Here is a 21,502-nt window from a genome sequence, read left to right as displayed (position 1 = left end):
AAAAATATGAACCAGCAAAGAGAACAAATCATCGCTCGCGACCGCGAACACCTTCGAAAGTTGGTTTACGAGTCCATTCAGAAATACGGTCCGAATTGCGACCTGAACTTCATTGATGTTTCTGGTGTTGAGGACATGGATGGTATATTTGCGGGGGTGAATCGCGGTTTCAATGGTGATATTAGCCAATGGGATGTGTCCAATGTAGAATCAATGCGAGACATGTTTCACGGTTCGCAGTTTAATGGAGACATCAGCGATTGGGACGTTTCGAGAGTTTGTTATATGGACGGCATGTTCCAAAACTCTGTTTTCAATGGCGACATCAGCAATTGGAACGTGTCCGGTGTCGAATCCATGTCGGGCATGTTTGAGGATTCTCAGTTCAATGGCGATATCAGCCGTTGGAATGTGTCGTCTGTTGTGTCGATGTGGGGCATGTTTGCCTATTCGCAGTTTAATGGCGATGTGTCACGCTGGAATGTTTCTGATGTTTGGCATATGCCTGAACTTTTTGCTTATTCGCAATTCACGGGGGATGTCAGCGGATGGAAAGTCGCCGATGATGTTATTTGTGTCGGAATGTTCAACGGCTCCCTTTTAGAATTGAATGGGCAAATTCCCGAATGGTATAGGGCTATTGAAGAAAAACAACGCCTTGAGAGAGAGAACCTTGACATCGAAGAAAATTCTGTCAAGGAGGAAGAATTTAATCGATCTGATGATGGTGAATTGGAGAATCTGTCGTTCTAGTGACGACCCTTGACAAATGACGTGAAATTTACTATATTACGCGACCCGTTTTTGAAGGGTTGCGTTTTTTTTTATTTAATAAAAATTGTTGTAGATAAATAAAAAATTTGAAATAGAATTTTTGTATTTGTGATTTTGTATAAAATAATTCCGTGAGAATTATTTGTTTTTTGACATGCTTGGATTTTTGAAAAACACGTTTTGTCGTGTTTAAAAATGAGGATTTTAATTATAAGGAGAAAAAATATGGTAAATACAATTAACGAAAGTTACGCTCATTTTGACGATGTTCAACTTGTGAACATGACGCAGAATGGCAATTTTGACGCTCTGTCGGAACTGTGGATCCGGCATGTGGATTTTATCAAGAAAGTCACCCTTAACCAGTATTATAAAATTCGTCCGGATTTTTCTGAGGACTTTTTGAATTCCGAAAAACTCTGGAGTTACCGTTTAGGCAGTTCTTATATTAACTTGGCTAAGGCTGCCGAAACTTATGATTCCAATTATAGCGTGCCGTTTCTTGCGTATTTCGCGATGAAGAACAAGTATGCGTTTAAGGATGAGAAGTCGTTTAATACCGAGATGTCGATGAGGAACTCTTATTGTGAGAATTATGATAGTTATGAGTTCCGAGATCAAGATGATGATATGACGGAAATCGTGAACTCCATTGAAAAATGTCTTAGTGGAAATGAAAGGCTTCGAGCATTCTTTAAAAAGTATGTAGCGACGTTTGACGAGCTTGGCTATGTCAGCCAGACCGACATGGCAAAGATTATGGGAATTTCACGTCAGATGATTAATACAAATTTCAAGAAGATTCGCTTTATCGCCGAAGAAAATGGTCTGGAAAAAGAATTTGCGGATTTCCTCTCCGCTCAAGATGAGGCACGGAATTGTATTCAAAAATTGTATTTGGGTAACCGCTATTCGTAATGCTTGCGTGGGGGGGGGTAAGATCTTTTACAATCCCCATAGTTTTACCGATATATAGGAATGGAATATTTATATTCGGTTCAAAAACGTTTAAGATAATCAACAAAGGAGAAAAAATGGATTTCAATACATTTGAACAAAAATTTGTCCCATTTTGTGAAACGCCTGGAATTCAAAGTGGTAAGGCCAGGTCTTTTTTCTGGCGATAAAATATCTGGCGGAGTATTTAAATTTGCCTGATTTTGGTCATGGAAATGCTTCTAAGATTTGTACAAAGAAGCTGAAATAACGGATAAAATGAGCGAGTTTTATCATAACTCGGATAAATGGGTGGAACTGCATCATCGAAAAGCCTACTTGAAGAATGGATTTATAAGAGCTGCAATGAGTTATTTGTCGAAATGTTCAGATTTTAAAGATCTTGTTGCCACATGTTTTCGTTATGGGTCTTTTTTTGGTAAACTTAAAAAAGTTAGGAATGGAGCGAGAATTCCGAGATCGTGGTGGAATTGCACCGCTATCTCTTGTTAAATTTCAAAAAATTGTGTTATCGCAGAAGAAAACTGCCCGAAAAATGTATATTAAGCCTAAAAATAATACAGGAGAATGTTATGCCGATTTATAGAGGTCGTAGAGTTAAGGATTTTTGGATAGCAGCAATAAAGTATATGTATGAAACTGACCAGTTTGAATGTATTTGGCCGTTTATGCATGAAAAAAATAGTTCTATTACGGGAGAAGATGGTGTAAATCGGCCATTTAAAAGCGTTCACTATATAAACGGTGGTTTTGCTAGATATGTTTTTGCGATTTTTGCTCCGCGTACTATAGAAGACGTAGATTCTGGGCGCATAAAACGTTGGCTTCGTACTCCTACGTTTAATAAGGATGGGATAACTTATTATTTGACGAGTCAAGTTGGCTCTACAGATAGGGATTTGGAGGTCTTTAATAGCATTTTTGCTCCGTATGGAATTTCTGTAAGAAAATATCCGGATGGAAATTTGGTATTGGATTCAATTGATCAAAATGCAGTGCGTCGCGAAAATGAAGCAGATCAAATAGAGAATCATGCTAATGGTGAGGGAGAAGGCGCTGGAAATGCTCAAATCTCCGAGAGATGCTTGCAAAAAATTTTTTTTGGAGCTCCTGGTACAGGTAAATCTCATAAAATTGAAAAAGGTTTGTTTGTAGATAATAATCAACAGTTGTATGGATTGGAAAAAATTCCAGAAGATCGAAAGTTTCGTACAACATTTCATCCTGATTATGATTATGCGCAATTTGTTGGTGCGTACAAGCCGAAAAGAAGTGGTGATGGTTCAATAACTTATTCGTTTGTTCCGCAAGTATTTGCAAAAGCCTATGTTACGGCATGGGTAAAATATCTTGAAGCGAAAATTGATCGTGAACAAGCCGCGGATGGTGTTGAAAATGAGGTGGATGATAATGTCTATCTTATTATTGAAGAAATTAATCGTGGTAATTGTGCTCAAATTTTCGGTGATATTTTTCAATTATTAGATCGTGCACCGAATGGCATTTCAGAATATTCTATAGATGCAGATTATGATTTTGCAGAATATATTAAGGATTCCCTAAGTCATGCCCGCGAGGGTGTTTTTGATAAATATGTTTTAGAGTACCATCTTGAAGATTGTAAAATTATGTTGCCCCCCAATTTAAATATCCTTGCAACAATGAACACGAGCGACCAATCGTTATTCCCGATGGATAGTGCTTTTAAGCGTCGTTTTGATTGGAATTATGTACCAATAAATTATAATCACCGCGAAGCTAATTTTGTCATAGAAGTAGGTCCTCGAAAATATAATTGGCTGACATTCTTGACAAAGATTAATGAAAACGTCTATTCGGTGACCAAGAGCGAAGATAAGCAAATGGGCGAATTTTTCATAAAGCCTAAAGATGGGGGACGGACCATTAAGTTTGATGAATTCCGTTCTAAAGTCTTGTTCTATTTGTGGGATTCTGTTTATAAGGATGAAGATGGAAATGAGGAAGCGAAAAAAGTTTTCCATTTTGATGATGATGCTAAAACAGTAACTTTCCAAACGCTTTTTGAAAAAGATGTTCCTGCACAACAAGCTCTTGTAGATAAAATTATGCAAAACTTAGGAGTCCCTTCTATTGGCCCTGCAATTCAAGTAGCACCTAATGCTGCCGCTGCTGCAGAAGCCCTTGCTGAAGGTAATAATGATGGCGGTGATGAAGGGCAAGTTTAGAGCATGATATTCCTTTTTGAAGAATTTCCATATGCTTCGAGTTTTTTGCAAAACGTTATTGGCTTTGACGAATCAAAAAAACAAAGTGAATGCGGTTTTAATACAAAAAAAGATAGCAGTGAAATAAAGATAGAAGGAGTTGGTTATTGTTTTTACAATAGCCAACCTGTCTTTGTTTTGCCTAAGGTGTTTGTTGAAAATGAAACGAATGCTTTTGGGGAAAAGATTGATAAAGATGGCAAAGATATTTTCGGCGATATAGAAAAAAAAGATTCTATAAATCAAGACCAACGTCGTTTTTTAGCTTCGTTGTCTGTTTGGCTTTATTCGGCCATAGATAAGTATAAAAAACAGGGTGGAGGAAATACTGGAGTTAAGACTCCCGTTCAAAAGGAATCTCGAGATTTTAAGGAAAACGATCGTTACGCCACGTTGCTTGATATCATAAGCAATATGGAGTTGTTTTACAAAAAGAATCAATCGCTTTTTGTTTTTATTGCCAAAAATAAACATTGCGGAAACCATAAAATAAATTGGCAACGTACTGTTAATAAGAAAACTCCATTTATTCAAGACGATATTCCGATATATCTAAATCCTGTGAATAAAGTTAAGGTGTTTGATTTAGATGATCGCTTATTAGTCTTGTATTTTTCAGCAATGAAATATATCCAAGAGACATTTGGATATGACATGCCTCAAAATGAATTTTATCAGCCGCTCAGGGCGAATGAAATGGAACGGCTTTTAGAAAACGAGCATGGCTTGCGAGAGCTGCATCGTATTAAGTATAAATACTTTGATGATCGGCTTCTTAGGCTTTACAATATCATGGAGGCTTTCTTTCGGTGGGGGGCTCGTTATAAGTCTAAAGACAAAAAGGTTAAGGAGTATTTGATTGTCAATTCATTCAACAATGTATTTGAGGCGATGGTTGATGACCTTATAGGAGATCAAGGTAAAGATATTGAGGCTTTGAAAAATAACAAAGATGGAAAAATTGTTGATCATCTGTATAAAGAAAAATCCCTTTTTGCTTCGGATTCTGAGAATGATTTGATATGGTGTATTGGTGATAGTAAATATTATAAAGATGCTCATGATTTGGATCCCAAATCTATAGCAAAACAATATACATACGCCAAGAACATTCTACAGTATTTTTTCTCTGGCAATTATGTTGAGAGAGAATGCTTGAGTGAAAGAGACAATATTGCAATACATGCTGGTGATGTTCATAAAGGTGTTCGTTATAGAGATCCGCTGACTGAAGGATATAACGTAGTTCCCAATTTCTTTATTCGTGGCGAGATTCCTGAATTTAAAAAGGAAAAAGAGAAGGAACAATATAAAGAACCGTATTTTAGGACAGAAACGACTGGAAAAAACGCTAAATTGATTAGAAAAGATTCGCAGGATTTATGGAGAAATCGTAATCGGCATTTTACAAACAGGCTTTTTGATAGAGATACACTTTTTTTACAGGTGTATAACATCAATTTCATGTTTGTTTTAAAATCTTACGTATCTAAGAATTCTGTTTCGTGCGAAAAATTTAAAAGTGAAGCACGTGCTTTATTCCGTGAAAAATTTTCGGATTTGTTAAACGAAAAATATGCATTTTGGCGTATAAAGCCTATTGCCGGATTGGCTCATGATGGAATGTCCGCAGAACAGTCTTTTGTAGATAAATATTTTAGATTGCTTGTTGGAAAAATCTTCAAGCCCTATAATTTTGATGGGCTGATTTTGGCATTGGAAAAGCAAGGTGACGGTGATAGAATAGCATGTTTAGATTATGATATTTTGGGTAAAATACAAGTAGATTGTGATGTGAACGAGATGAGTCTCGATATTGCACAGTAAATAGCAATGGTGTTTAGTCAAGGAATTGCCCCCTTTACACATCCCACTCCTTTACCGATATATAGGGGTGGGTTTATTGTATCTACAGCTCCCTTTTATGGATGGATTTTTGAGGGATTCATTTTTTTACCCAAATAATGTATATATAAAGAAGATAATGAAGATTTTGCGTTGTTCATACGCAAAAGGAAAAAGTATGTCAGAAAAAGTTATTGCCCGCGACCGCGAACACCTGAAACAGCTCATTAAAGAGACCATTGAAAAAGAAGGACCGAACTGCGACCTGAATTTTATTGACGTTTCTCAGGTGAAAGATATGTCGAACTTGTTCCGTGGAACGGATTTCAATGGCGACATTAGCCAGTGGGATGTGTCTAAAGTGACGGATATGAGCTATATGTTCGATGTTACCTCTTTCAATGGCGATATCAGCAAATGGAATGTGTCCAACGTGACGAATATGATGTGCATGTTTTCGTGCTCCCTGTTCAACGGCGATATTAGCAAGTGGAATGTCTCCAATGTGACGGACATGACGATGATGTTTTCGATGTCCCAGTTCGATGGCGACATTAGTCAATGGAATGTTTCCAATGTGATTTGCATGATGGGAATGTTTCAACAGTCCGTTTTCAACGGCGATATTAGTCAGTGGGATGTCTCTCATGTGAAAGGTTTGATGGGGATGTTCATCTCTGCCCCTTTCTACGGTGACATCAGTAATTGGAACGTGTCTAGTGAAACGAATATGGAAAATATGTTTTATAATTGTCCGCTTTGCAAAAATCCGCCAAAGTGGTATAAAGATAAAGGTTATTAGGAGTATGTTAATGCCCCTGCAAACTGGAGAGGGCTCTGTTTTACATTTCCTTGCCTTGCTCCGATAATATAGAAGCAACAATTAGCAAAGGAAAAAATATGCCTATCAAAGTTACAGACAAACACGTATTCTTTTACCATGAATGGCTTTCTAACTTCTGGAATGCTCCGTTCGAATACAAGGGACGCACCTTCTTTTGCAATGAACAGGCGTTCATGTGGGAAAAGGCGGTGCTGTTCGGTGACAAGGTGATGGAAGAAAAGATCTTGGTCGCAAGCACACCGCAAGAGGCTAAGAGGCTGGGCCGCAAGGTGACCCCGTTCGACAAAGAGAAGTGGGATTCCGTCCGTTATCAGGTGATGCTTGATATCAACTACGCCAAGTACAGCCAGGTGGAAGATTGCAAGAACCGCCTTCTTGATCCTGAGTTCGACGGGCACGCGTTTGTCGAAGCTTCGCCCCGTGATAGAATTTGGGGTATCGGGTTGTCCGTGACCAATCCGAACATCGACGACCCTGCAAATTGGAGGGGCGCAATCTCCTTGGAAAGGTCATCACCGAGGTTCGCGACCGGTTGGTCCAGGAAAAGAATTCTCCGTAGTCCAACTGTCCATTTTCCGATATTTTCCAAACAAATAATTTGAAAAGTGGCGATTTTTGCGAAATTTCGCCATTTTTTAGTTTCTCGACTTTTGGGCTCTTTACATTTCCTTATCTCGCTCCGATAATATGGAGGTTGAGATAAGGAGATTTTTTTTATGGTCCAAATTACCGAGCAAAAGCTTGGCGAATACGCCGACAATAATTTCGAAATAGACTTGAACCGTTTCTTTACGGTTTGTGCCGGGTTCTCGCTGGGGATTGAATACGACACCCCCAAGGGCGTGATTGTCGGGTGGAACTCGACGGTGTGGGACGAATGGGATAAGGAACATCGTCTGTTGTTTGCTTCGATGGCGACGTTCATGATCTATGAGCAGAAATCGCTGTTCGATGAGGGCGAGGAACTGCTTGCGAAATGGCACGTTGTTTGCGGATTCCCGATGTTCGCTCCATCACTTTTGCGCATGGATACGGCGGCGCTTGTCAAGGCGACGGGACTCGATATCATCTACACGAGCAATTTTGTAGGCTTTAGCAAAATTCACCATTTTTTCAGTCAAAAGTTTGCCGAAATCTACGACAGGTTGAGGAACTCCGCGATACCGGCTATCTACTGCGGCGACCATTTAAGTGAACCGGTGTTTACTAGGGTCCGTATCCGTTTTGAAGGCGAGATTTGGAATATGCGCTATAGGCGGGACTCTATGTGGAAAACCTACGATCGGGAAAATTTAAGTTGTCCTATAAACTATCCGTTGCTGTATCTTCGCAGTGGGGAATTTGAACGCGACTTGCATCGTTATTTTGGTGAAAATGGTAATGTGGATGACATCTATGCCATTATCAATTTGGAGTACCGATTCCACGACAGGTTCATGAACAAGAAACTCCCTGCTGGCGATAACCCGATTCGCAACTTCATGTTTACAGGGATGTTCGCGTACTTGCTGGTCGCAGCTGTCACGGTCGAAGAGGTTTTGGATGTTGATAGTGCAACGGAATTCTACCGCCTCTCCGGTTGGCCGTGGATGTCTTGGAGCGCAAACTGCGGGCTCCCTGATTTACCGGTCAAAAATCTTGAATTGGCCGGACTCATGCCGACCAAATTTGAAGCAGAGCAGTTCCTCACGATTCTTGGAAGCGTCTTCTATGTGATGGACTCTCGTTGCCGCGAAATCGTGAACAAGAATAATATCTTGGGACACGCTCGCGACAAGTTCAAACGCAAATTGGCGGAGCGCAAAGAAAGAGTGTTTAAGGAAATTTCGGACGCTCTTTTGCAGTAAACTTTATTGGAATCATAAATCTTTTTGCCACCGTACTTTATAAGGTTCGGTGGTTTTGGTTATTTTTAGAAGCGTAATTATTCGCACTTTTTACATTTTGGCATTGATTGGCAATAATAGAATAGAGAGATAAGGAAATATATGAACCAGCACGAAAAAGTCATCGCTCGCGACCGCGATCATTTGCTACAACTTATTGAAGAGGCTTTCGAAGAAGAAGGCGAAAATTGCGACTTGAATTTTATCGATGTGTCGCAAGTGACGGACATGCATGATTTGTTTGCCGATCGAGGTTTTAGGGGAAACATCAGCGAATGGAATGTCTCGAATGTGGAAACAATGGCGGGCATGTTTTCTGGAGACGGCCCGATCCTGAATCTTGATACCGGGAAAGAAGAAGAACGGATTCCGTTCAATCTCGATATCGGCAATTGGGACGTCTCAAGTGTGACAAATATGAATCACATGTTCGGTGGCTCAAATTTTAATGGCGACATTAGCCGTTGGAATGTTTCGAATGTGGAAACAATGGCGGGCATGTTTAGAGAATCCCTATTTGACGGGGATATCAGCAACTGGGATGTGTCCAAAGTCCGGAATATGGCGGGAATGTTTGATAAGTCCCGGTTTACAGGTGATATCAGCCGCTGGAATATGTCAAACGTGACGAATTTGGAAAGCATGTTCGGAAGTTCCGCTTTGGAAGATGTGGGCGAACCTCCCGCCTATTATAAAAAAGAAGGAGAAGTTATAAATGATAATTTTGTGTTCGAGTTTGTTCAGAGTTATCTCTCCAACGATTACAAAAAAGATCTCCAGTTCATATTTGAAAAAAATGAAACGGCGGAAAAGTGGCTGCTTAGAGGGATAGACTTGGAACGCGTCAAGGCGAGGAATCAGGCTAGTGCTTCCGAGGATCCGATTCGTAATTTTGTTTTTTCGGGTGTTTTTCTGTTCCAGTTGCTGGTCTATATTATTTTGTGGGATGATGAGGTCCATAATGAAAGGTGTAAACGTACTAATGAAGAACCTTATGAGAATTCCTTTACATACGATAATTTAGTCGCTTTCTTGGAGAATTCGGGCTGGGCGGATTTCGGTCTGGACATCTATAAAGAATTTACCATGGCATATCCTTTGTGTGGATTAGTTCCTGATGGAGTGCATGAAGTTATTGATCGTTATGGCTTGATGAAATCGATGCGCAAAGACTGCACTCATAGATTTACGCTTGCCTGCGTTTTCCTCGCGATGCACGGTGTTTTGCAGACGGAATTGAAAAAACTGGATATACCCGATGATGTGCTTGAACGAATTCTTTGTTTGGCTAGAGGTTATGCCTCAGAAATGTTAAACAGATTGTTTTATCTAGTACAGTTGTAAATATTTTTGCCGGCATAACTTTTTTATATTGTTCTGATTGGAGGTATAAAATGAGTGAAGGAGAAAAAACTCAATTCAAAGGCAATCTGGCATTGCTCCGGGTATGTGCGATAGTATTCATGGTGAATGTGCTCGGCTTTGTTATCAATATGTTTTTTATGGCTGGGCAGACCGGGACTTTGTCTTCGCTGTGGAATGCAATTACAACTTCGTCGTTTGAAGATTGTATTGGAATGATCGGGATGATGATCGCGTCTGGCGTTTTTTTTCCGGTGTTGCTGAGTGTTTTGGCCATTGCTTTTCTTTTAGGGCTGGCGATATTTGCTCTTGTCAAAAAGAATGTGACTGCTTTGAAAATTCTGGCGGTTTTTACGACTATTTGGATCGTCGTGACTCCAGTCATTATTAATTATGTAGCAGGAACTCATGATTTTGCAAGCGTAGCGATTGGTATGGTTTTTAACGCTAATTTTGTTGCTGTTGTGGCGGCGTTTTTTGTTGCACCTAGAAAGCGTGTCGAAGAAAATAAGGATGTTGCGGTTTGTGAAGGTTTTAATTTAGGCCTGTATCGTTTTTGTGCGGCGTTTTTTCTTGTGTACGGATTGAACGGCTCGATGAGTGTGTTTTTAGGGCATTTAGCTTTCCCACATGTTCTATTTAGTTTTGTGGCGGTGATGATCGGTATTTTTGCTCTTGTGAAAAAGAACACGGGCATTTTGACAGCGTGTGCAATCATAATGGTTGTTCAGATTTTTATAAGCTTGTTCCAAATTCTCAATTTGACCCATATCAGTGGGGGTGGCTTTTTTGCGACGGCGAATGTGATTGCCCATTGTTTCTTGAACGCAACGATGGTGGCTTGCGTGGCATCGTTCTTTGTTGAACCGGAGCGGACTCGATCCTATCTGCAACGTGCGAAGCGCGTGTTGTTCCGGAAGAAATGAGGAAAATTTCAATTTATTCTTTAATTAATTTTACACCATGCCTTTAAGAATTGTCCGTAACGATATTTCGAGAGTCCGCGCTGACGCTATTGTCAATTCCGCCAACAAGAATCCTGTTTGCGGTGGTGGCGCCGAATATCATATTTATGAGGCGGCGGGGTATGACAAGCTGTTGGCGGCCCGTGAAAAGATCGGCGTGCTTGACGTGGCCGAAGTTGCGGTTTCGTCTGCGTTTGCGTTGAAGGCGAAATACCTGATTCACGTTGTGGGGCCAAAGTGGAATGGTGGCGAATCAGGCGAAACGTCCGCTCTTGCGAGCTGTTACCGCAGAGCTCTTGAAAAGGCTCTGGAACTGGGGTGCGAGTCTATTGCGTTTCCGCTGATATCGAGCGGTGTGTTCCGTTTTCCTAAAGACAGCGCGTTGAAAATTGCGTTGCAGGCAATTGGCGAGTTTTTGCAATCTCACGAAATGGATGTGCAGTTGGTCGTGTTTGACCGCAAGGCGTTTGATGTTTCCGAAGAGCTTTGCGATGACATCCGAGCGTATATTGATGATAATTACGTTCGCGAAAGGTACAGTGGTGTTCGTGAATCTGCTCGTTGGAATGAAAATGGGGTTTCGGCTGATTTTGAAAAATGCGATTTTTATGAAAATAGTTTTGTAGTTTTTAATCGCGCGGAGGCCTCTCATGCTATTTACGAGCAGGAGGAAAAAAGCCTTGAAGAAATGCTTGCGACTGCCGGTGAAACTTTTTGCGGCAAGCTTTTCAGCATCATTCGCGAAAAGAATCTGGACGATGTTGAGATTTACAAGAGGGCAAATCTTGACCGAAAGCATTTTTCAAAGATTCGCAGCAATTTGCATTACAGGCCTACCAAAAAGACAGCTTTGGCGCTTGCCATCGCTTTGCGTCTAAATTTGGACGAAGCAAAGGATTTGCTTTCGCGTGCTGAACTTGCGCTTTCGCCATCCAATAAGGGCGACTTGATTGTTTCCTATTTTATCACGCACAAAAAGTACGATATTTGGGAAATCAACAGTATGTTGTTTAAGTTCGGGCAGCCGACTCTCGGCGCGTAATTCGTGAGAGCTTTTTACTGCGAAAATCGCCTTTGAAAATGTCGCCTGCCGGGCGACCTTTTTTGCTTATACGGCTGCTATAATTGTCTCTGTCAAAACCGCTAAGGCAATGAAGCCTGCGGTCGCACCAAAGCCGCACTGATAGCGGCATGGAGGCAATTATGAAAAAAGGACTCACTGAAATCGTATTCATCCTCGACCGTAGCGGCTCCATGAGCGGGCTCGAAAAAGATACCATCGGGGGCTTCAATAGCACTATCGAAAAGCAGAAGAAAGAAGCGGGCGAAGCGTATGTTTCGACGGTTCTCTTTGATTCCGAAATGGAAGTGCTCCACGACCGCGTTCCCCTCGCAAGTGTCGCTCCGCTCACCGACAGGGAATATTACGCCCGCGGTTGCACCGCACTCCTTGATGCTATCGGTGGGGCCATCCATCACATTGGCAATGTACATAAGTACGCCCGCGAAGAAGACCGTCCCGAAAAGACCATCTTTGTCATCACGACCGATGGCTACGAAAACGCAAGCCGCAAATATTCGGCTGATCGCGTGAAGCAGATGATTGAACGCCAGAAAGAAAAATATGGATGGGAATTCATTTTTCTTGGCGCGAACATTGATGCTGTTGAAACTGCAAAAAGTTTCGGTATCAGTGAAGACCGTGCCGCAAATTATGTCAATGACGGGGAAGGCATTGAGGTCATGTACAGTGCGCAATGCTGCTTGATGAGCGATATCCGCCGTAACCGTGTCAATGAACGCTCGTGGAAATCAAATGTTGAAGCGGACTATATGCGTCGCGGCAGGCAAAATTTAAAATAGCCTGCTAGAATAGCGTGTAAAAAATGCCAGCGATAATGAAAAATGCTGGTATTTTGAAAATGCAGAGCGTTTAAAAAATACTGGTATTTTGAAAATGCAGAGCAATTTAAAAATGCATAAATTGAAGTTTATGCAAGAGCGAAAGTTCGACTGGAAATTTTTTGGAATTTTTGAATGTCGTTGATGCTTGCGAAACGCTCTGGATTGCAGGCGTGGAGAGCCATTTCACGGATGTAGTTGTCGATTTCTGGTTTGACGCGGTTGATAAAATAGATGAGTGAGAATTTGACTTCTTCGACGTTGTTGAAATGTGGTTTTTGTTTCCAGGTAATGAATTGTTCGAGAATCCAGTAGAGTAGAATTTGAGCTTTTTTAGATGATGTTGAGATGTTTTCGACTTTGCAGTTGATGATGAATAGAATGTCGAAATTGTCGATTGCTGTTTGGAGTGCTGTGAGATGTTGAATGATGAGATTGAATTTTGCGGCTAATTCTTTATTTTCTTCACTTGATTTGGCAAAAATTTCTTTAGTTTGTTTGTTTTTGATGTTTGATTTTTGGGGTAATTTTAAATAGTTAATGAATTGATGTTTGTATGTTTTTGAATTTTTGCCGCAGATGAGTTCTGCAAATGTTAGATCGAATTCGTTCGGTTCGATGGTGGAGTTTTCCAAAATGGTGGTTTGGAGGAATTGATTGAAATTGATTTTTTTCATAGATAGTCCTATGTGATTGATGTTGGGATTTAAAAAACTTTTTAAAAGGGACGACAAAAAAAGGCGATAAAAATAGAGCGCAAAAAAAGAGGAACACAAAAACTATAGGGCGAAAAAAGGACGCGACAAAAAACAAAAAAATCTTATTTAATTTTTTTATTTAATGGGGCGACAATTTCAATTAAAAAATTTTATTTAATCATATCTCAAAAAAGCGGATGCGCAATATAGTAAATTTTCGGTTTTTTGTCAAGGGTAAAAATTTAAGCCTTTATTCGGCTATGATAAAATAAAAAATGACCCTTTTATCAAGGGTCAAAATATGACAGTTGAAATTTGTATATTATATATAGTTAATTTTCGAATGGGCGAACTCTCAGCGTGACGCCGAGCTCTTCGCAAATCTTGCGGCAACGCTCGATTTTTTCTTCGGGCATCACTTTCTCGACGACGGTCATCACCACGTTTGGCACATGTTCTTTTGCAAGCACCGCGAATTCTTTCACGGCATCAAAGGACTGGATGCCAAATCTTGAACGCGTGAGTTCCAGGAATTCTTCGGCGTCCGGGGCGTTCATCGAGATGGAAACGGTGTTGAAACGGCCTTCAAGATCGGGCGTTACGTCTCTGCCGTGGATCAGGTTTGCAAGTCCGTTCGTATTGAGGCGGACTTTTAATTTCGGGTATTTGCCGTGCAACAAGTCAATGACTTTGCACACGTCATGGAGACGTTCGAGCGGTTCACCGTAGCCGCAAAAGACGAGTTCGTTGATGACGGAAAGGTCGTACTTGTCGAAAATGCTCATGACACCTTCGACGCTCGGTTCGCCGCCTCTGAGCCAAAGCGAGTTGCCTTCCATCATTTTCTTTGTCTGGCGCAAGCAAAAAACGCAGCTGCACGGGCAGCGGTTTGTCATGTTCACATAAATATTCTTGCCTGTGATGTCGCCGCTGTTGGCGATGTCGAGGTAGCCTGCTTGTCCAACATTTCCTGTTACCGTATAAACAACCATTTTAATCCTCCATCAAGTCACGAAGGTACATTTCGAAGCACAGTCCCCAATGCGTGGGAACGTTGTTGTCTTCGCAGTAGCGGATGCACTTTGTTACAAATTCTGCGGCCTTTTTGACTGATTCGTAAAAATCATGACCATTCATGTACATGCCCGCGATGATTGAACTGATGACGTCTCCAGTTCCGCTGCGGTCGCCGCCGATGCGGTCCACCATCACGATTCGCGGTTCTTCGCCTTTGCTGTAGACGTAGTTCATGATTTGCTTGCTGTTGTACGGAATGCCGGTTACGACGATGTGTTCGGGGCCTTGTTCCGTGAGCTTGCGGCACATTTCGCCAAGTTCGGCGTCGGTGAATCCTTCGGTGCGGTATTCAACGTCGGTCAACGTGCAAAGTTCAGTCAAGTTCGGTGTCAAGATGTCGGCGTAATGGACGAGTGCTTTCATCTTTTCGCACAAAGTCGGCGTGTACGTTTCGTAGAGCTTGCCGTAGTCGCCCATCACGGGGTCCACCAAGGTAAACGAGCCGTTTTTCTTGAACGTCTTGAAGAAATCAATGACGATGTCCACCTGTTCTTCGGAACCGAGGAACCCAGAAGCAATGGCGTCGAATGATAAATTCAAATCCTTGTAGGTTTGAATGTAATCGCGCATTTTTGACGTGTAGTCGTCGAAGTAGTATTCGGGGAACTGCGTGTGTGCCGAAAGGACTGCGGTTGGAATTGTAACCGCTTGAATTTTCATGGCGGAAACAATCGGTGCCATGACTGCGATGGAACACCGACCAAATCCTGTAACATCATTAATTAACGCGATTTTCTTTTGAGACATGGCGAACTAAAAATTAAAAATCTTTCTTTTCCGAGAGTACGCGCACGGATGCAAATGCTGCCGAAACGATAACCGCAAGGAGTGTGGGGCCGAGGAAAACGGAGTCGAAATGTTCTGCCACTTGGTAAGCGATAAAGCCCGCGAGCCAGGCGAAAATGTTCCAGAGCCAAACGCCGAGCGATTCTGTACGTTCCTTGGAAAAGTAGAACGAGACCAAGAGAACGGCTGCCATCGGGGCGAACACGGAAGCGATCAGGTAAAGGAAGCTGATGTAATGTTCCATGATTCCCGAAATGGCGAGAGCAGCGCTCAAGAAACTCACGACAACACCTGCAATTTTTGGATTTATTTTACTGTAAATCGCCTTGGAAGATTCGCCAGCGGAGTTTGCCGCAAGGAAGTTTGTCGTGACGGTTGAAAGCACCACGATGATGATTCCCGGGATGCCAAGACCTGCGAGGAGAATGGCTTGCGCGATGTTGTTGCTTGCGCCAATGCCCGAAATTTCAATGCCGATGATGTACATCCAGAGACTTGCAAATGTGTAGGCGATTGCAGAAATTGCTGTTGCCTTTACAGGCTTTTCGGCATCCTTCGTGTAGTCCGAAATTACGGGCAACCATGAAATCGGCATGGCAATGGAAATCTCGAAAATGTTCCAGAACTTGAGCGCGGTTGCTGTGTTACCTGCGGCGCCTGCGGGTGAACTGTCGAGTCCGAACAACTTCACAGAAAGAATCGCGAGCAAAACGGCGAGGGCTGCCATCACGACGGTCGTCACGTTGGCAGAGCGGCGGATGCCAACGTAAACCCAGGCTGCGATAAGTGCGGCAAGAATCACGCATGTGAGCGGGAACGAAATTGGCAAGTTGAGCCCTGCCAATGCTGAAGCGCCTTGCGCGTTCAAAACAGCGACCCAGGCGAGCAACTGGAATGTGTTCAGCGCGGCGAAGAACTTGGAACCGTATTTGCCGAATGAGGATTTGGTCGTTTCCATGGCGTTCAAGCGGACGCGCGCTCCGATGAGGCCCACGAAAAAGAGCAGGATGCCGCCAAAAATGTGCCCGAGCACGAGCGGGAGCCAAAGCGAATCCCTTGCGGCGGCAGCGCCAATTTCTATACCCGCTTCGATTTCGGAAACGGAGATGGCGACGCCAAACCATATAATTCCATTTGCAAAAAGTCCTGTGCGTTTATCCATGTTGCACCTCCTTGAAGAGCCGTTTTTAAATGCGGCACAAAGATAGCAAAGTGGTAGGTTATTCACAAGGTATAGGACTATACTACTTTTTTATGGGGAGGTATAGGTTTTGTTGATAACGAAGGTGCACGTTTTTCCTTGTCATAAACAGGAAATCCCCGCGGCATTATGCACACGGGGATTATTTCGTTCACCGTCATTACAAGGCGTGGGGCGATAGACTAGAGCGAACTTGGAATCTGTCTATCAGTAAAGAGAGGTGTTCCTTGCAACGACAGTAGAGGTGTAACTTTTTACTTTTCTTCGCGCAGCTTCTTGGCGGCGGCAACGAGGTTCTTGAGACTTGCCGTCGTTTCGGTTTCGCCACGAGTCTTGAGGCCGCAATCCGGGTTCACCCACACATTCTGCTGCGGGACCTTCGCAATGATCTTGTGGAGGGCATCAACGATTTCCTGTTCGGACGGCACACGCGGAGAGTGAATGTCGTAAACACCCGGACCCACCTGCGTTTCGAACTTGGCGTCGTTCAAGGCGTCGAGCAGCTTGAGGTCAGAACGGCTAGCTTCGAACGTAATCACGTCGGCGTCCATGTTGTCGATGTCGCGGACGATGTCGTTGAATTCGCTATAGCACATGTGCGTGTGGATCTGCGTTTCGGGCTTGACCTTGGCGTGAACTAGGCGGAATGCAGGGATTGCCCAGTCGAGGTATTCCTTGTGCCAGTCGCTCTTGCGGAGCGGCAACTTTTCGCGAAGAGCGGCTTCGTCAATCTGGATGATTCTGATGCCGTTCTTTTCGAGGTCCAAAACTTCGTCACGGATGGCAAGGCCGATTTCCTGAGCCTGCGTCTTGAGCGAAATGTCTTCACGCGGGAAGGACCAGTTGAGAATCGTGACAGGACCCGTAAGCATGCCCTTCACCGGCTTCTTGGTGCAGCTTTGTGCGAAAACGGACCATTCAACCGTAATCGGAGCGCTGCGGCTCACGTCGCCCCAAACCACAGGCGGCTTCACGCAACGGGTTCCGTAGCTCTGCACCCAGGCGTTCTGCGTGAACACAAAGCCGTCAATCTTGGAACCGAAATATTCCACCATGTCATTGCGTTCAAATTCACCGTGGACAATCACATCGAGGCCAATTTCTTCCTGCAACTTGATGCATTCGGCAATCTTCTTCTGGTTGAATGCGACGTACTGTTCCTTGGAAATTTCACCCTTGCGGAATGCGGCGCGGTTGGCGCGAACTTCGGCAGTCTGCGGGAAGGAGCCGATTGTCGTTGTCGGGAATGCCGGCAACTTGAATTCTGCCTTCTGCACTTCGCGACGATCGAGGCGGCTCGGCTTGCGCTCGAAATCAGCAGCGGTGAGTGCTGCGAGTTCTGCCTGAACCTTTGCGTTTGCCTGCACGCGAGCAGTTGCGAACAAAGCCTTGTTCTTGGCGAGTGCATCTGCGTCAGCGCTAGCGAGTTCTGCAATTTCCACGAGTTTTTCTTCGGCGAATGCGAAGTGCTTGAGAATGTCGGCTGAAAGCTTCTGTTCTGCGGCGACCGTGTAAGGCACGTGCAAGAGAGAGCAAGATGTGCCAACGACAACATTTTCTGCAGCGACATACTTCTTGATTTCGGCGAGGATTGCGTTCTTCTGTGCGTAATCAGCGCGCCAGATGTTCTTGCCGTTCACGACGCCAGCCAAGAGGAGCGTGTCCTTCGGGAAGCCTGTCTTCAAAAGTTCGAGAGACTTAAGACCTTCAACGAAATCCAAACCGATAGCGTCAAAGCCGAGTGCGGTCACATCCTGATAGACATCGCGGATGTCGCCAAAGTAACTCTGCAATGCAATCTTGAGGTTCTTCTTTTCGCCAATCTTTCTCAAGAGTTCTGCGTAAATCGTCTTGAAGAGTTCGCGTTCTTCTGCGGTCACGTCGAAGACGAGTGCCGGTTCTGCGAAAGAAATCCACTTGGCGCCTGCGGTAGCGAGCTTTTCAGCGAGTTCTGCGTAAGCATTGACTGCGGCTGCTGCGAAGTCCTTGGCCTTCTTGTTGCCGTTGTAGCGGGCGAGGCGGAGGAATGTGTATGCGCCGATAAGCGTCGGAACGGATTCAATTCCGGCCGATTTGGCTTCGTTGAATTCTTCAACCGGCTTCTTGCCGACGAGCTTGAGATCGGTAGCGTCATCAATTTCCGGAACAATGTAATGATAGTTCGTATTGAACCACTTCTTCATCGGAAGAGCCTTCACGTCGCCCTTTGCGCCTTGGTAACCGTGGGCGGCTGCGAAATACTTTTCAAGCGTGCTCAATTCGAGGCTGCTGTAGCGTTCTGGAATAACGTTCAGCAAAAATGCAGTGTCGAGAACATTATCGTAGAACGAGAAGTCGTTGGACGGGATGAAGTCGATGCCTGCGGCCTTCTGCTTCTGCCAGCCGTACTGGCGGATTTCTGCGGCGACCTTCTGGAGTTCAGCTTCGGAGATATCGCCCTTGAAGAATTTTTCGCTAGCGAACTTGAGTTCACGATTCTTACCGATACGCGGGAAACCAATTACAGATGTTTTAATGCTCATGGTGTTTTACCTACCTTTTTACTTTGTTTTTTTGAACGCTCCAAATATACCTCACTTTTTATCATCGGTAAAATACTATTTTTTATGCGTTCACCATAGATTTTTCCTATGGTGATTTATAACCAGCGATAAGGAAAACTTATGACTCTACAACAACTTAAATACGCCATTGCCATTGCAGATACGCGAAATATTACCGAAGCGTCCAAGCGAGTCTTTATCTCGCAACCGAGTCTTACCGCTGCTATCCACGAACTCGAAGAAGAAATGGGCGTGACGATTTTCAACCGTTCCAACAAAGGCGTGACCATCACAAACGAAGGCGATGAATTCCTTTCGTACGCAAGGCAGGTTTTGGAACAGGCGACGCTCTTGGAAGACCGCTATAAAGGTGGCAAGGGCGGCAACATGATTTTCTCCGTCAGCTGCCAGCACTATTCTTTTGCCGTGAATGCATTTGTCGATGTTATCCGTAAGTTTGGCGGCCCGAGCTACGATTTTACGCTTCGCGAAACGCAGACCAACGAAATCATTGACGATGTCGCCAAAATGAAAAGCGAAATGGGCGTGCTCTACCTCAGTGACAAAAACGAAAAGGTTATCACGAAGCTCATCCAAAAAAACAACCTCGTGTTTGAACCGCTCTTCGCAACTCCGCTTCATGTGTTCATGTCGTCAAAGAATCCGCTTGCGAAAAAAGAAAAAATCACGCTCGCGGATCTCAAACCGTTTCCGTACTTGACCTACGAACAGGGCGATTTCAACTCGTTCTATTTTGCCGAAGAACCGCTCACCGCCATCGATTTTGACTGCCCGCGAAACATCAAAGTCCGTGACCGCGCTACACTTTTCAACTTGCTCATCGGCCTTGACGGCTACACGATTTGCTCTGGTGTCATTAGCCACAAACTCAACGGCAAGAACATCATCGCAAAACGCCTCGATGTCCACGACAAAATGACAGTCGGTTACGTGATGCGCAAAGGCGTCACGAAATCACGCTACGCCGAAGCGTACATCGCTGCGCTCAAGAAACATTGCAAGTAAGGGTGGGGACAACGCGCTTAAAATAGGCGCTTATACTTGCATCAACTCACGACCGATTCGATGGAATTCGTCGTTGATCTTTTTACGCCTAGCTGCGGATGGCTTCTTAGATCCATTGACATAGGCCGCAAAAAGTGGTTGCGGAATTCCCAAACGACGCGCGAATGCGGCTGCGTTCAGTTCGGGGAAAAGCCAAAATATGCGACCAACGGGATTTGTTTTCTTGGGCGAGAAAAATCCAGATAGCGCAAGCCCTTCGTCTAGATCGTCAAACCATACGCCATCGAGATCTACCCTGCAATTTTTCAGCTGTTCTCTGGTGGCTTTTTTGAGCGGCTCGTAATCGCGAATGAGTTCTTTCCCTATGCGACCGTCCTTGAGCTCGACGCAAATGGCATCCTTTTCGACCCAAACCCTTTTTACGTCTTTTTCTGTTATATCGTTCATAAAAGCTCCTATCCGAAAATTTCGAACTTTAATGTAGGTTATTGTTTAATCGCTATCAATAGGTCGGAATTTTAAGAGTCTATCAAGGAAAAATTGGGCTTTTCGATCGGCTTGGCCGTGTTCGCAGAATCTTCTGGCAACATTTTCTCTTTCTTCATCTTTACCTCCGACTGCCTACATGCAAAAAAGGCTAATCTTGAGTTTTCTATTTCACCATGGCAAGCACCTGCTCCTTGGTGATGAAGTTCAGCACCGAAAACGCGGTCATTTGATTTCCGAGGTCTTTGAAAGATGCTCCCACATGATAAATCACATCATCGACGATGACGAAACGATCGTGGACCTCGCGCATGTTCTCCAAGCGAACTGTCGCATTTTTACTATTTACCCTGTAGCCGACGGAGAGAATCGCATCTAGATTGTAATATTTGGTCTCGTAAATTTGATCCGAGTCTTTACCCATATGTTCCAAAACGGAACATGTGGTCTTTTCGTCAAGTTCTTGAGCTGCATAAATGTTTTTGAGATGCTTTGTGATTGCTGGTCTCTTTGTTCCGAACAGTTCCGCAATCTGCGCCTGTGTAAGCCAAACAGTCTCGTTTTCTACTCGGACTTCGATGTGGAATTCCCCGCCTTCCGGCTGATATACGATAATTTCATTTTTATTGATATTTTCTGGCAACATTTTCTCTTTCTTCATCTTTACCTCCGACTACCTACAAGCAAAAAAGGCAGACTAAAACAATCAAAATTCAATTTAAATTATTGCGGTGACAGAATGTGACATTTGGGGAATTTTTCGCTAAAGTCCGCTGAAAGCATTACCAAATTAATGTTTTTTGTAGTACGAACAACCCACGCACTGTTGTGCATTCCCTTTGGTTTAATGTTTCGACTTTTGACCTTTTAAATCTTTTTGTTTGTTGTAATTTGGCATAAAAAT

The 21,502-nt window shown here is 43.5% G+C and carries 18 protein-coding genes and 1 pseudogene; 12 read left to right on the top strand and 7 right to left on the bottom strand.

The features are described 5' to 3' along the window. The first annotated feature begins 6 nt into the window (after window positions 1–6). The 11 genes from FSU_RS08710 to FSU_RS08650 all read left to right on the top strand — a co-directional run bounded on the left by FSU_RS08710 (window position 7) and on the right by FSU_RS08650 (window position 12,742). Window positions 7–753, top strand: coding sequence for a BspA family leucine-rich repeat surface protein (locus FSU_RS08710; RefSeq protein WP_015732001.1), 747 nt, complete (start codon window positions 7–9; stop codon window positions 751–753). A gap of 246 nt (window positions 754–999) precedes the next feature. Beyond that, window positions 1,000–1,692 (top strand): sigma-70 RNA polymerase sigma factor region 4 domain-containing protein, encoded by a 693-nt coding sequence (locus tag FSU_RS08705; RefSeq protein WP_014546066.1) that lies wholly within the window; start codon window positions 1,000–1,002, stop codon window positions 1,690–1,692. 611 nt (window positions 1,693–2,303) lie between these two features. Beyond that, window positions 2,304–3,938, top strand: coding sequence for an McrB family protein (locus tag FSU_RS08690; RefSeq protein ID WP_014546065.1), 1,635 nt, complete (start codon window positions 2,304–2,306; stop codon window positions 3,936–3,938). Window positions 3,939–3,941: 3 nt separating this feature from the next. Beyond that, on the top strand, window positions 3,942–5,804 hold the full coding sequence (locus FSU_RS08685; RefSeq protein ID WP_014546064.1) for an LlaJI family restriction endonuclease: 1,863 nt from the start codon (window positions 3,942–3,944) through the stop codon (window positions 5,802–5,804). 196 nt (window positions 5,805–6,000) lie between these two features. Then, window positions 6,001–6,624, top strand: a complete 624-nt coding sequence (locus FSU_RS08680) for a BspA family leucine-rich repeat surface protein (RefSeq protein ID WP_015732000.1) — start codon at window positions 6,001–6,003, stop codon at window positions 6,622–6,624. A gap of 98 nt (window positions 6,625–6,722) precedes the next feature. Beyond that, window positions 6,723–7,268, top strand: coding sequence for an NADAR family protein (locus FSU_RS08675; RefSeq protein WP_014546062.1), 546 nt, complete (start codon window positions 6,723–6,725; stop codon window positions 7,266–7,268). 114 nt (window positions 7,269–7,382) lie between these two features. Further along, on the top strand, window positions 7,383–8,513 hold the full coding sequence (locus FSU_RS08670; RefSeq protein WP_014546060.1) for a hypothetical protein: 1,131 nt from the start codon (window positions 7,383–7,385) through the stop codon (window positions 8,511–8,513). Window positions 8,514–8,654: 141 nt separating this feature from the next. Continuing rightward, window positions 8,655–9,896, top strand: coding sequence for a BspA family leucine-rich repeat surface protein (locus FSU_RS08665; RefSeq protein ID WP_014546059.1), 1,242 nt, complete (start codon window positions 8,655–8,657; stop codon window positions 9,894–9,896). Between the two features lie 50 nt (window positions 9,897–9,946). Next, on the top strand, window positions 9,947–10,840 hold the full coding sequence (locus tag FSU_RS08660; protein WP_014546058.1) for a hypothetical protein: 894 nt from the start codon (window positions 9,947–9,949) through the stop codon (window positions 10,838–10,840). Window positions 10,841–10,877: 37 nt separating this feature from the next. Further along, a complete protein-coding gene (locus FSU_RS08655; RefSeq protein ID WP_014546057.1) occupies window positions 10,878–11,921 on the top strand; it encodes a macro domain-containing protein in 1,044 nt (347 codons plus the stop codon). A 161-nt stretch (window positions 11,922–12,082) separates the two neighbouring features. Then, complete coding sequence (locus FSU_RS08650) at window positions 12,083–12,742, top strand: vWA domain-containing protein (protein ID WP_015731998.1); 660 nt, start codon at window positions 12,083–12,085, stop codon at window positions 12,740–12,742. Window positions 12,743–12,870: 128 nt separating this feature from the next. On the opposite strand, the gene FSU_RS08645 is transcribed toward FSU_RS08650, so the two are convergent. From FSU_RS08645 to metE, 5 genes are all read right to left on the bottom strand, one after another. After that, entirely contained in the window at window positions 12,871–13,458 is a 588-nt protein-coding gene (locus FSU_RS08645; protein ID WP_015731997.1) for a hypothetical protein, read from the bottom strand. 353 nt (window positions 13,459–13,811) lie between these two features. Next, window positions 13,812–14,471 (bottom strand): TatD family nuclease-associated radical SAM protein, encoded by a 660-nt coding sequence (locus FSU_RS08640; protein ID WP_014546054.1) that lies wholly within the window; start codon window positions 14,469–14,471, stop codon window positions 13,812–13,814. A 1-nt stretch (window position 14,472) separates the two neighbouring features. Beyond that, complete coding sequence (locus FSU_RS08635; RefSeq protein WP_014546053.1) at window positions 14,473–15,303, bottom strand: pyridoxamine kinase; 831 nt, start codon at window positions 15,301–15,303, stop codon at window positions 14,473–14,475. 13 nt (window positions 15,304–15,316) lie between these two features. Beyond that, a complete protein-coding gene (locus FSU_RS08630; RefSeq protein WP_015731996.1) occupies window positions 15,317–16,504 on the bottom strand; it encodes a cytosine permease in 1,188 nt (395 codons plus the stop codon). 293 nt (window positions 16,505–16,797) lie between these two features. Then, window positions 16,798–19,065 carry a 5-methyltetrahydropteroyltriglutamate--homocysteine S-methyltransferase gene (gene metE / locus FSU_RS08625; RefSeq protein ID WP_015731995.1) on the bottom strand — a complete coding sequence of 756 codons (2,268 nt, stop codon included), beginning with the start codon at window positions 19,063–19,065 and terminating at the stop codon, window positions 16,798–16,800. A 141-nt stretch (window positions 19,066–19,206) separates the two neighbouring features. Here metE and FSU_RS08620 point away from each other — a divergent pair, with 141 nt between their 5' ends. Beyond that, complete coding sequence (locus FSU_RS08620; RefSeq protein ID WP_014546052.1) at window positions 19,207–20,112, top strand: LysR family transcriptional regulator; 906 nt, start codon at window positions 19,207–19,209, stop codon at window positions 20,110–20,112. 30 nt (window positions 20,113–20,142) lie between these two features. Here FSU_RS08620 and FSU_RS08615 read toward each other — a convergent pair whose 3' ends face one another. Together FSU_RS08615 and FSU_RS16760 are read right to left on the bottom strand one after the other, a co-directional pair. Next, the gene (locus FSU_RS08615; protein ID WP_014546051.1) at window positions 20,143–20,559 is read right to left on the bottom strand and encodes a DUF2442 domain-containing protein; all 417 of its coding nucleotides are present in this window, start codon (window positions 20,557–20,559) and stop codon (window positions 20,143–20,145) included. A 364-nt stretch (window positions 20,560–20,923) separates the two neighbouring features. Further along, window positions 20,924–21,229 (bottom strand): annotated as a pseudogene (locus tag FSU_RS16760) (virulence RhuM family protein); the annotation flags it as partial. Window positions 21,230–21,502: the final 273 nt, after the last annotated feature.

It is taken from the genome of Fibrobacter succinogenes subsp. succinogenes S85 (genome assembly GCF_000146505.1).
GTDB classification, from domain to species: Bacteria; Fibrobacterota; Fibrobacteria; order Fibrobacterales; family Fibrobacteraceae; genus Fibrobacter; species Fibrobacter succinogenes.
The sequence above is the reverse complement of the archived record's forward strand: the minus strand, read 5'-3'. Positions and strand labels throughout refer to the sequence as shown.

Excerpts from the sequence above, each read along its gene's own strand:
- FSU_RS08710 (WP_015732001.1), top strand. The coding sequence starts at position 7 with ATGAACCAGCAAAGAGAACAAATCATCGCTCGCGACCGCGAACACCTT.
- FSU_RS08705 (WP_014546066.1), top strand. The coding sequence starts at position 1,000 with ATGGTAAATACAATTAACGAAAGTTACGCTCATTTTGACGATGTTCAA.
- FSU_RS08690 (WP_014546065.1), top strand. The coding sequence starts at position 2,304 with ATGCCGATTTATAGAGGTCGTAGAGTTAAGGATTTTTGGATAGCAGCA.
- FSU_RS08685 (WP_014546064.1), top strand. The coding sequence starts at position 3,942 with ATGATATTCCTTTTTGAAGAATTTCCATATGCTTCGAGTTTTTTGCAA.
- FSU_RS08680 (WP_015732000.1), top strand. The coding sequence starts at position 6,001 with ATGTCAGAAAAAGTTATTGCCCGCGACCGCGAACACCTGAAACAGCTC.
- FSU_RS08675 (WP_014546062.1), top strand. The coding sequence starts at position 6,723 with ATGCCTATCAAAGTTACAGACAAACACGTATTCTTTTACCATGAATGG.
- FSU_RS08670 (WP_014546060.1), top strand. The coding sequence starts at position 7,383 with ATGGTCCAAATTACCGAGCAAAAGCTTGGCGAATACGCCGACAATAAT.
- FSU_RS08665 (WP_014546059.1), top strand. The coding sequence starts at position 8,655 with ATGAACCAGCACGAAAAAGTCATCGCTCGCGACCGCGATCATTTGCTA.
- FSU_RS08660 (WP_014546058.1), top strand. The coding sequence starts at position 9,947 with ATGAGTGAAGGAGAAAAAACTCAATTCAAAGGCAATCTGGCATTGCTC.
- FSU_RS08655 (WP_014546057.1), top strand. The coding sequence starts at position 10,878 with ATGCCTTTAAGAATTGTCCGTAACGATATTTCGAGAGTCCGCGCTGAC.
- FSU_RS08650 (WP_015731998.1), top strand. The coding sequence starts at position 12,083 with ATGAAAAAAGGACTCACTGAAATCGTATTCATCCTCGACCGTAGCGGC.
- FSU_RS08645 (WP_015731997.1), bottom strand. The coding sequence starts at position 13,458 with ATGAAAAAAATCAATTTCAATCAATTCCTCCAAACCACCATTTTGGAA.
- FSU_RS08640 (WP_014546054.1), bottom strand. The coding sequence starts at position 14,471 with ATGGTTGTTTATACGGTAACAGGAAATGTTGGACAAGCAGGCTACCTC.
- FSU_RS08635 (WP_014546053.1), bottom strand. The coding sequence starts at position 15,303 with ATGTCTCAAAAGAAAATCGCGTTAATTAATGATGTTACAGGATTTGGT.
- FSU_RS08630 (WP_015731996.1), bottom strand. The coding sequence starts at position 16,504 with ATGGATAAACGCACAGGACTTTTTGCAAATGGAATTATATGGTTTGGC.
- metE (WP_015731995.1), bottom strand. The coding sequence starts at position 19,065 with ATGAGCATTAAAACATCTGTAATTGGTTTCCCGCGTATCGGTAAGAAT.
- FSU_RS08620 (WP_014546052.1), top strand. The coding sequence starts at position 19,207 with ATGACTCTACAACAACTTAAATACGCCATTGCCATTGCAGATACGCGA.
- FSU_RS08615 (WP_014546051.1), bottom strand. The coding sequence starts at position 20,559 with ATGAACGATATAACAGAAAAAGACGTAAAAAGGGTTTGGGTCGAAAAG.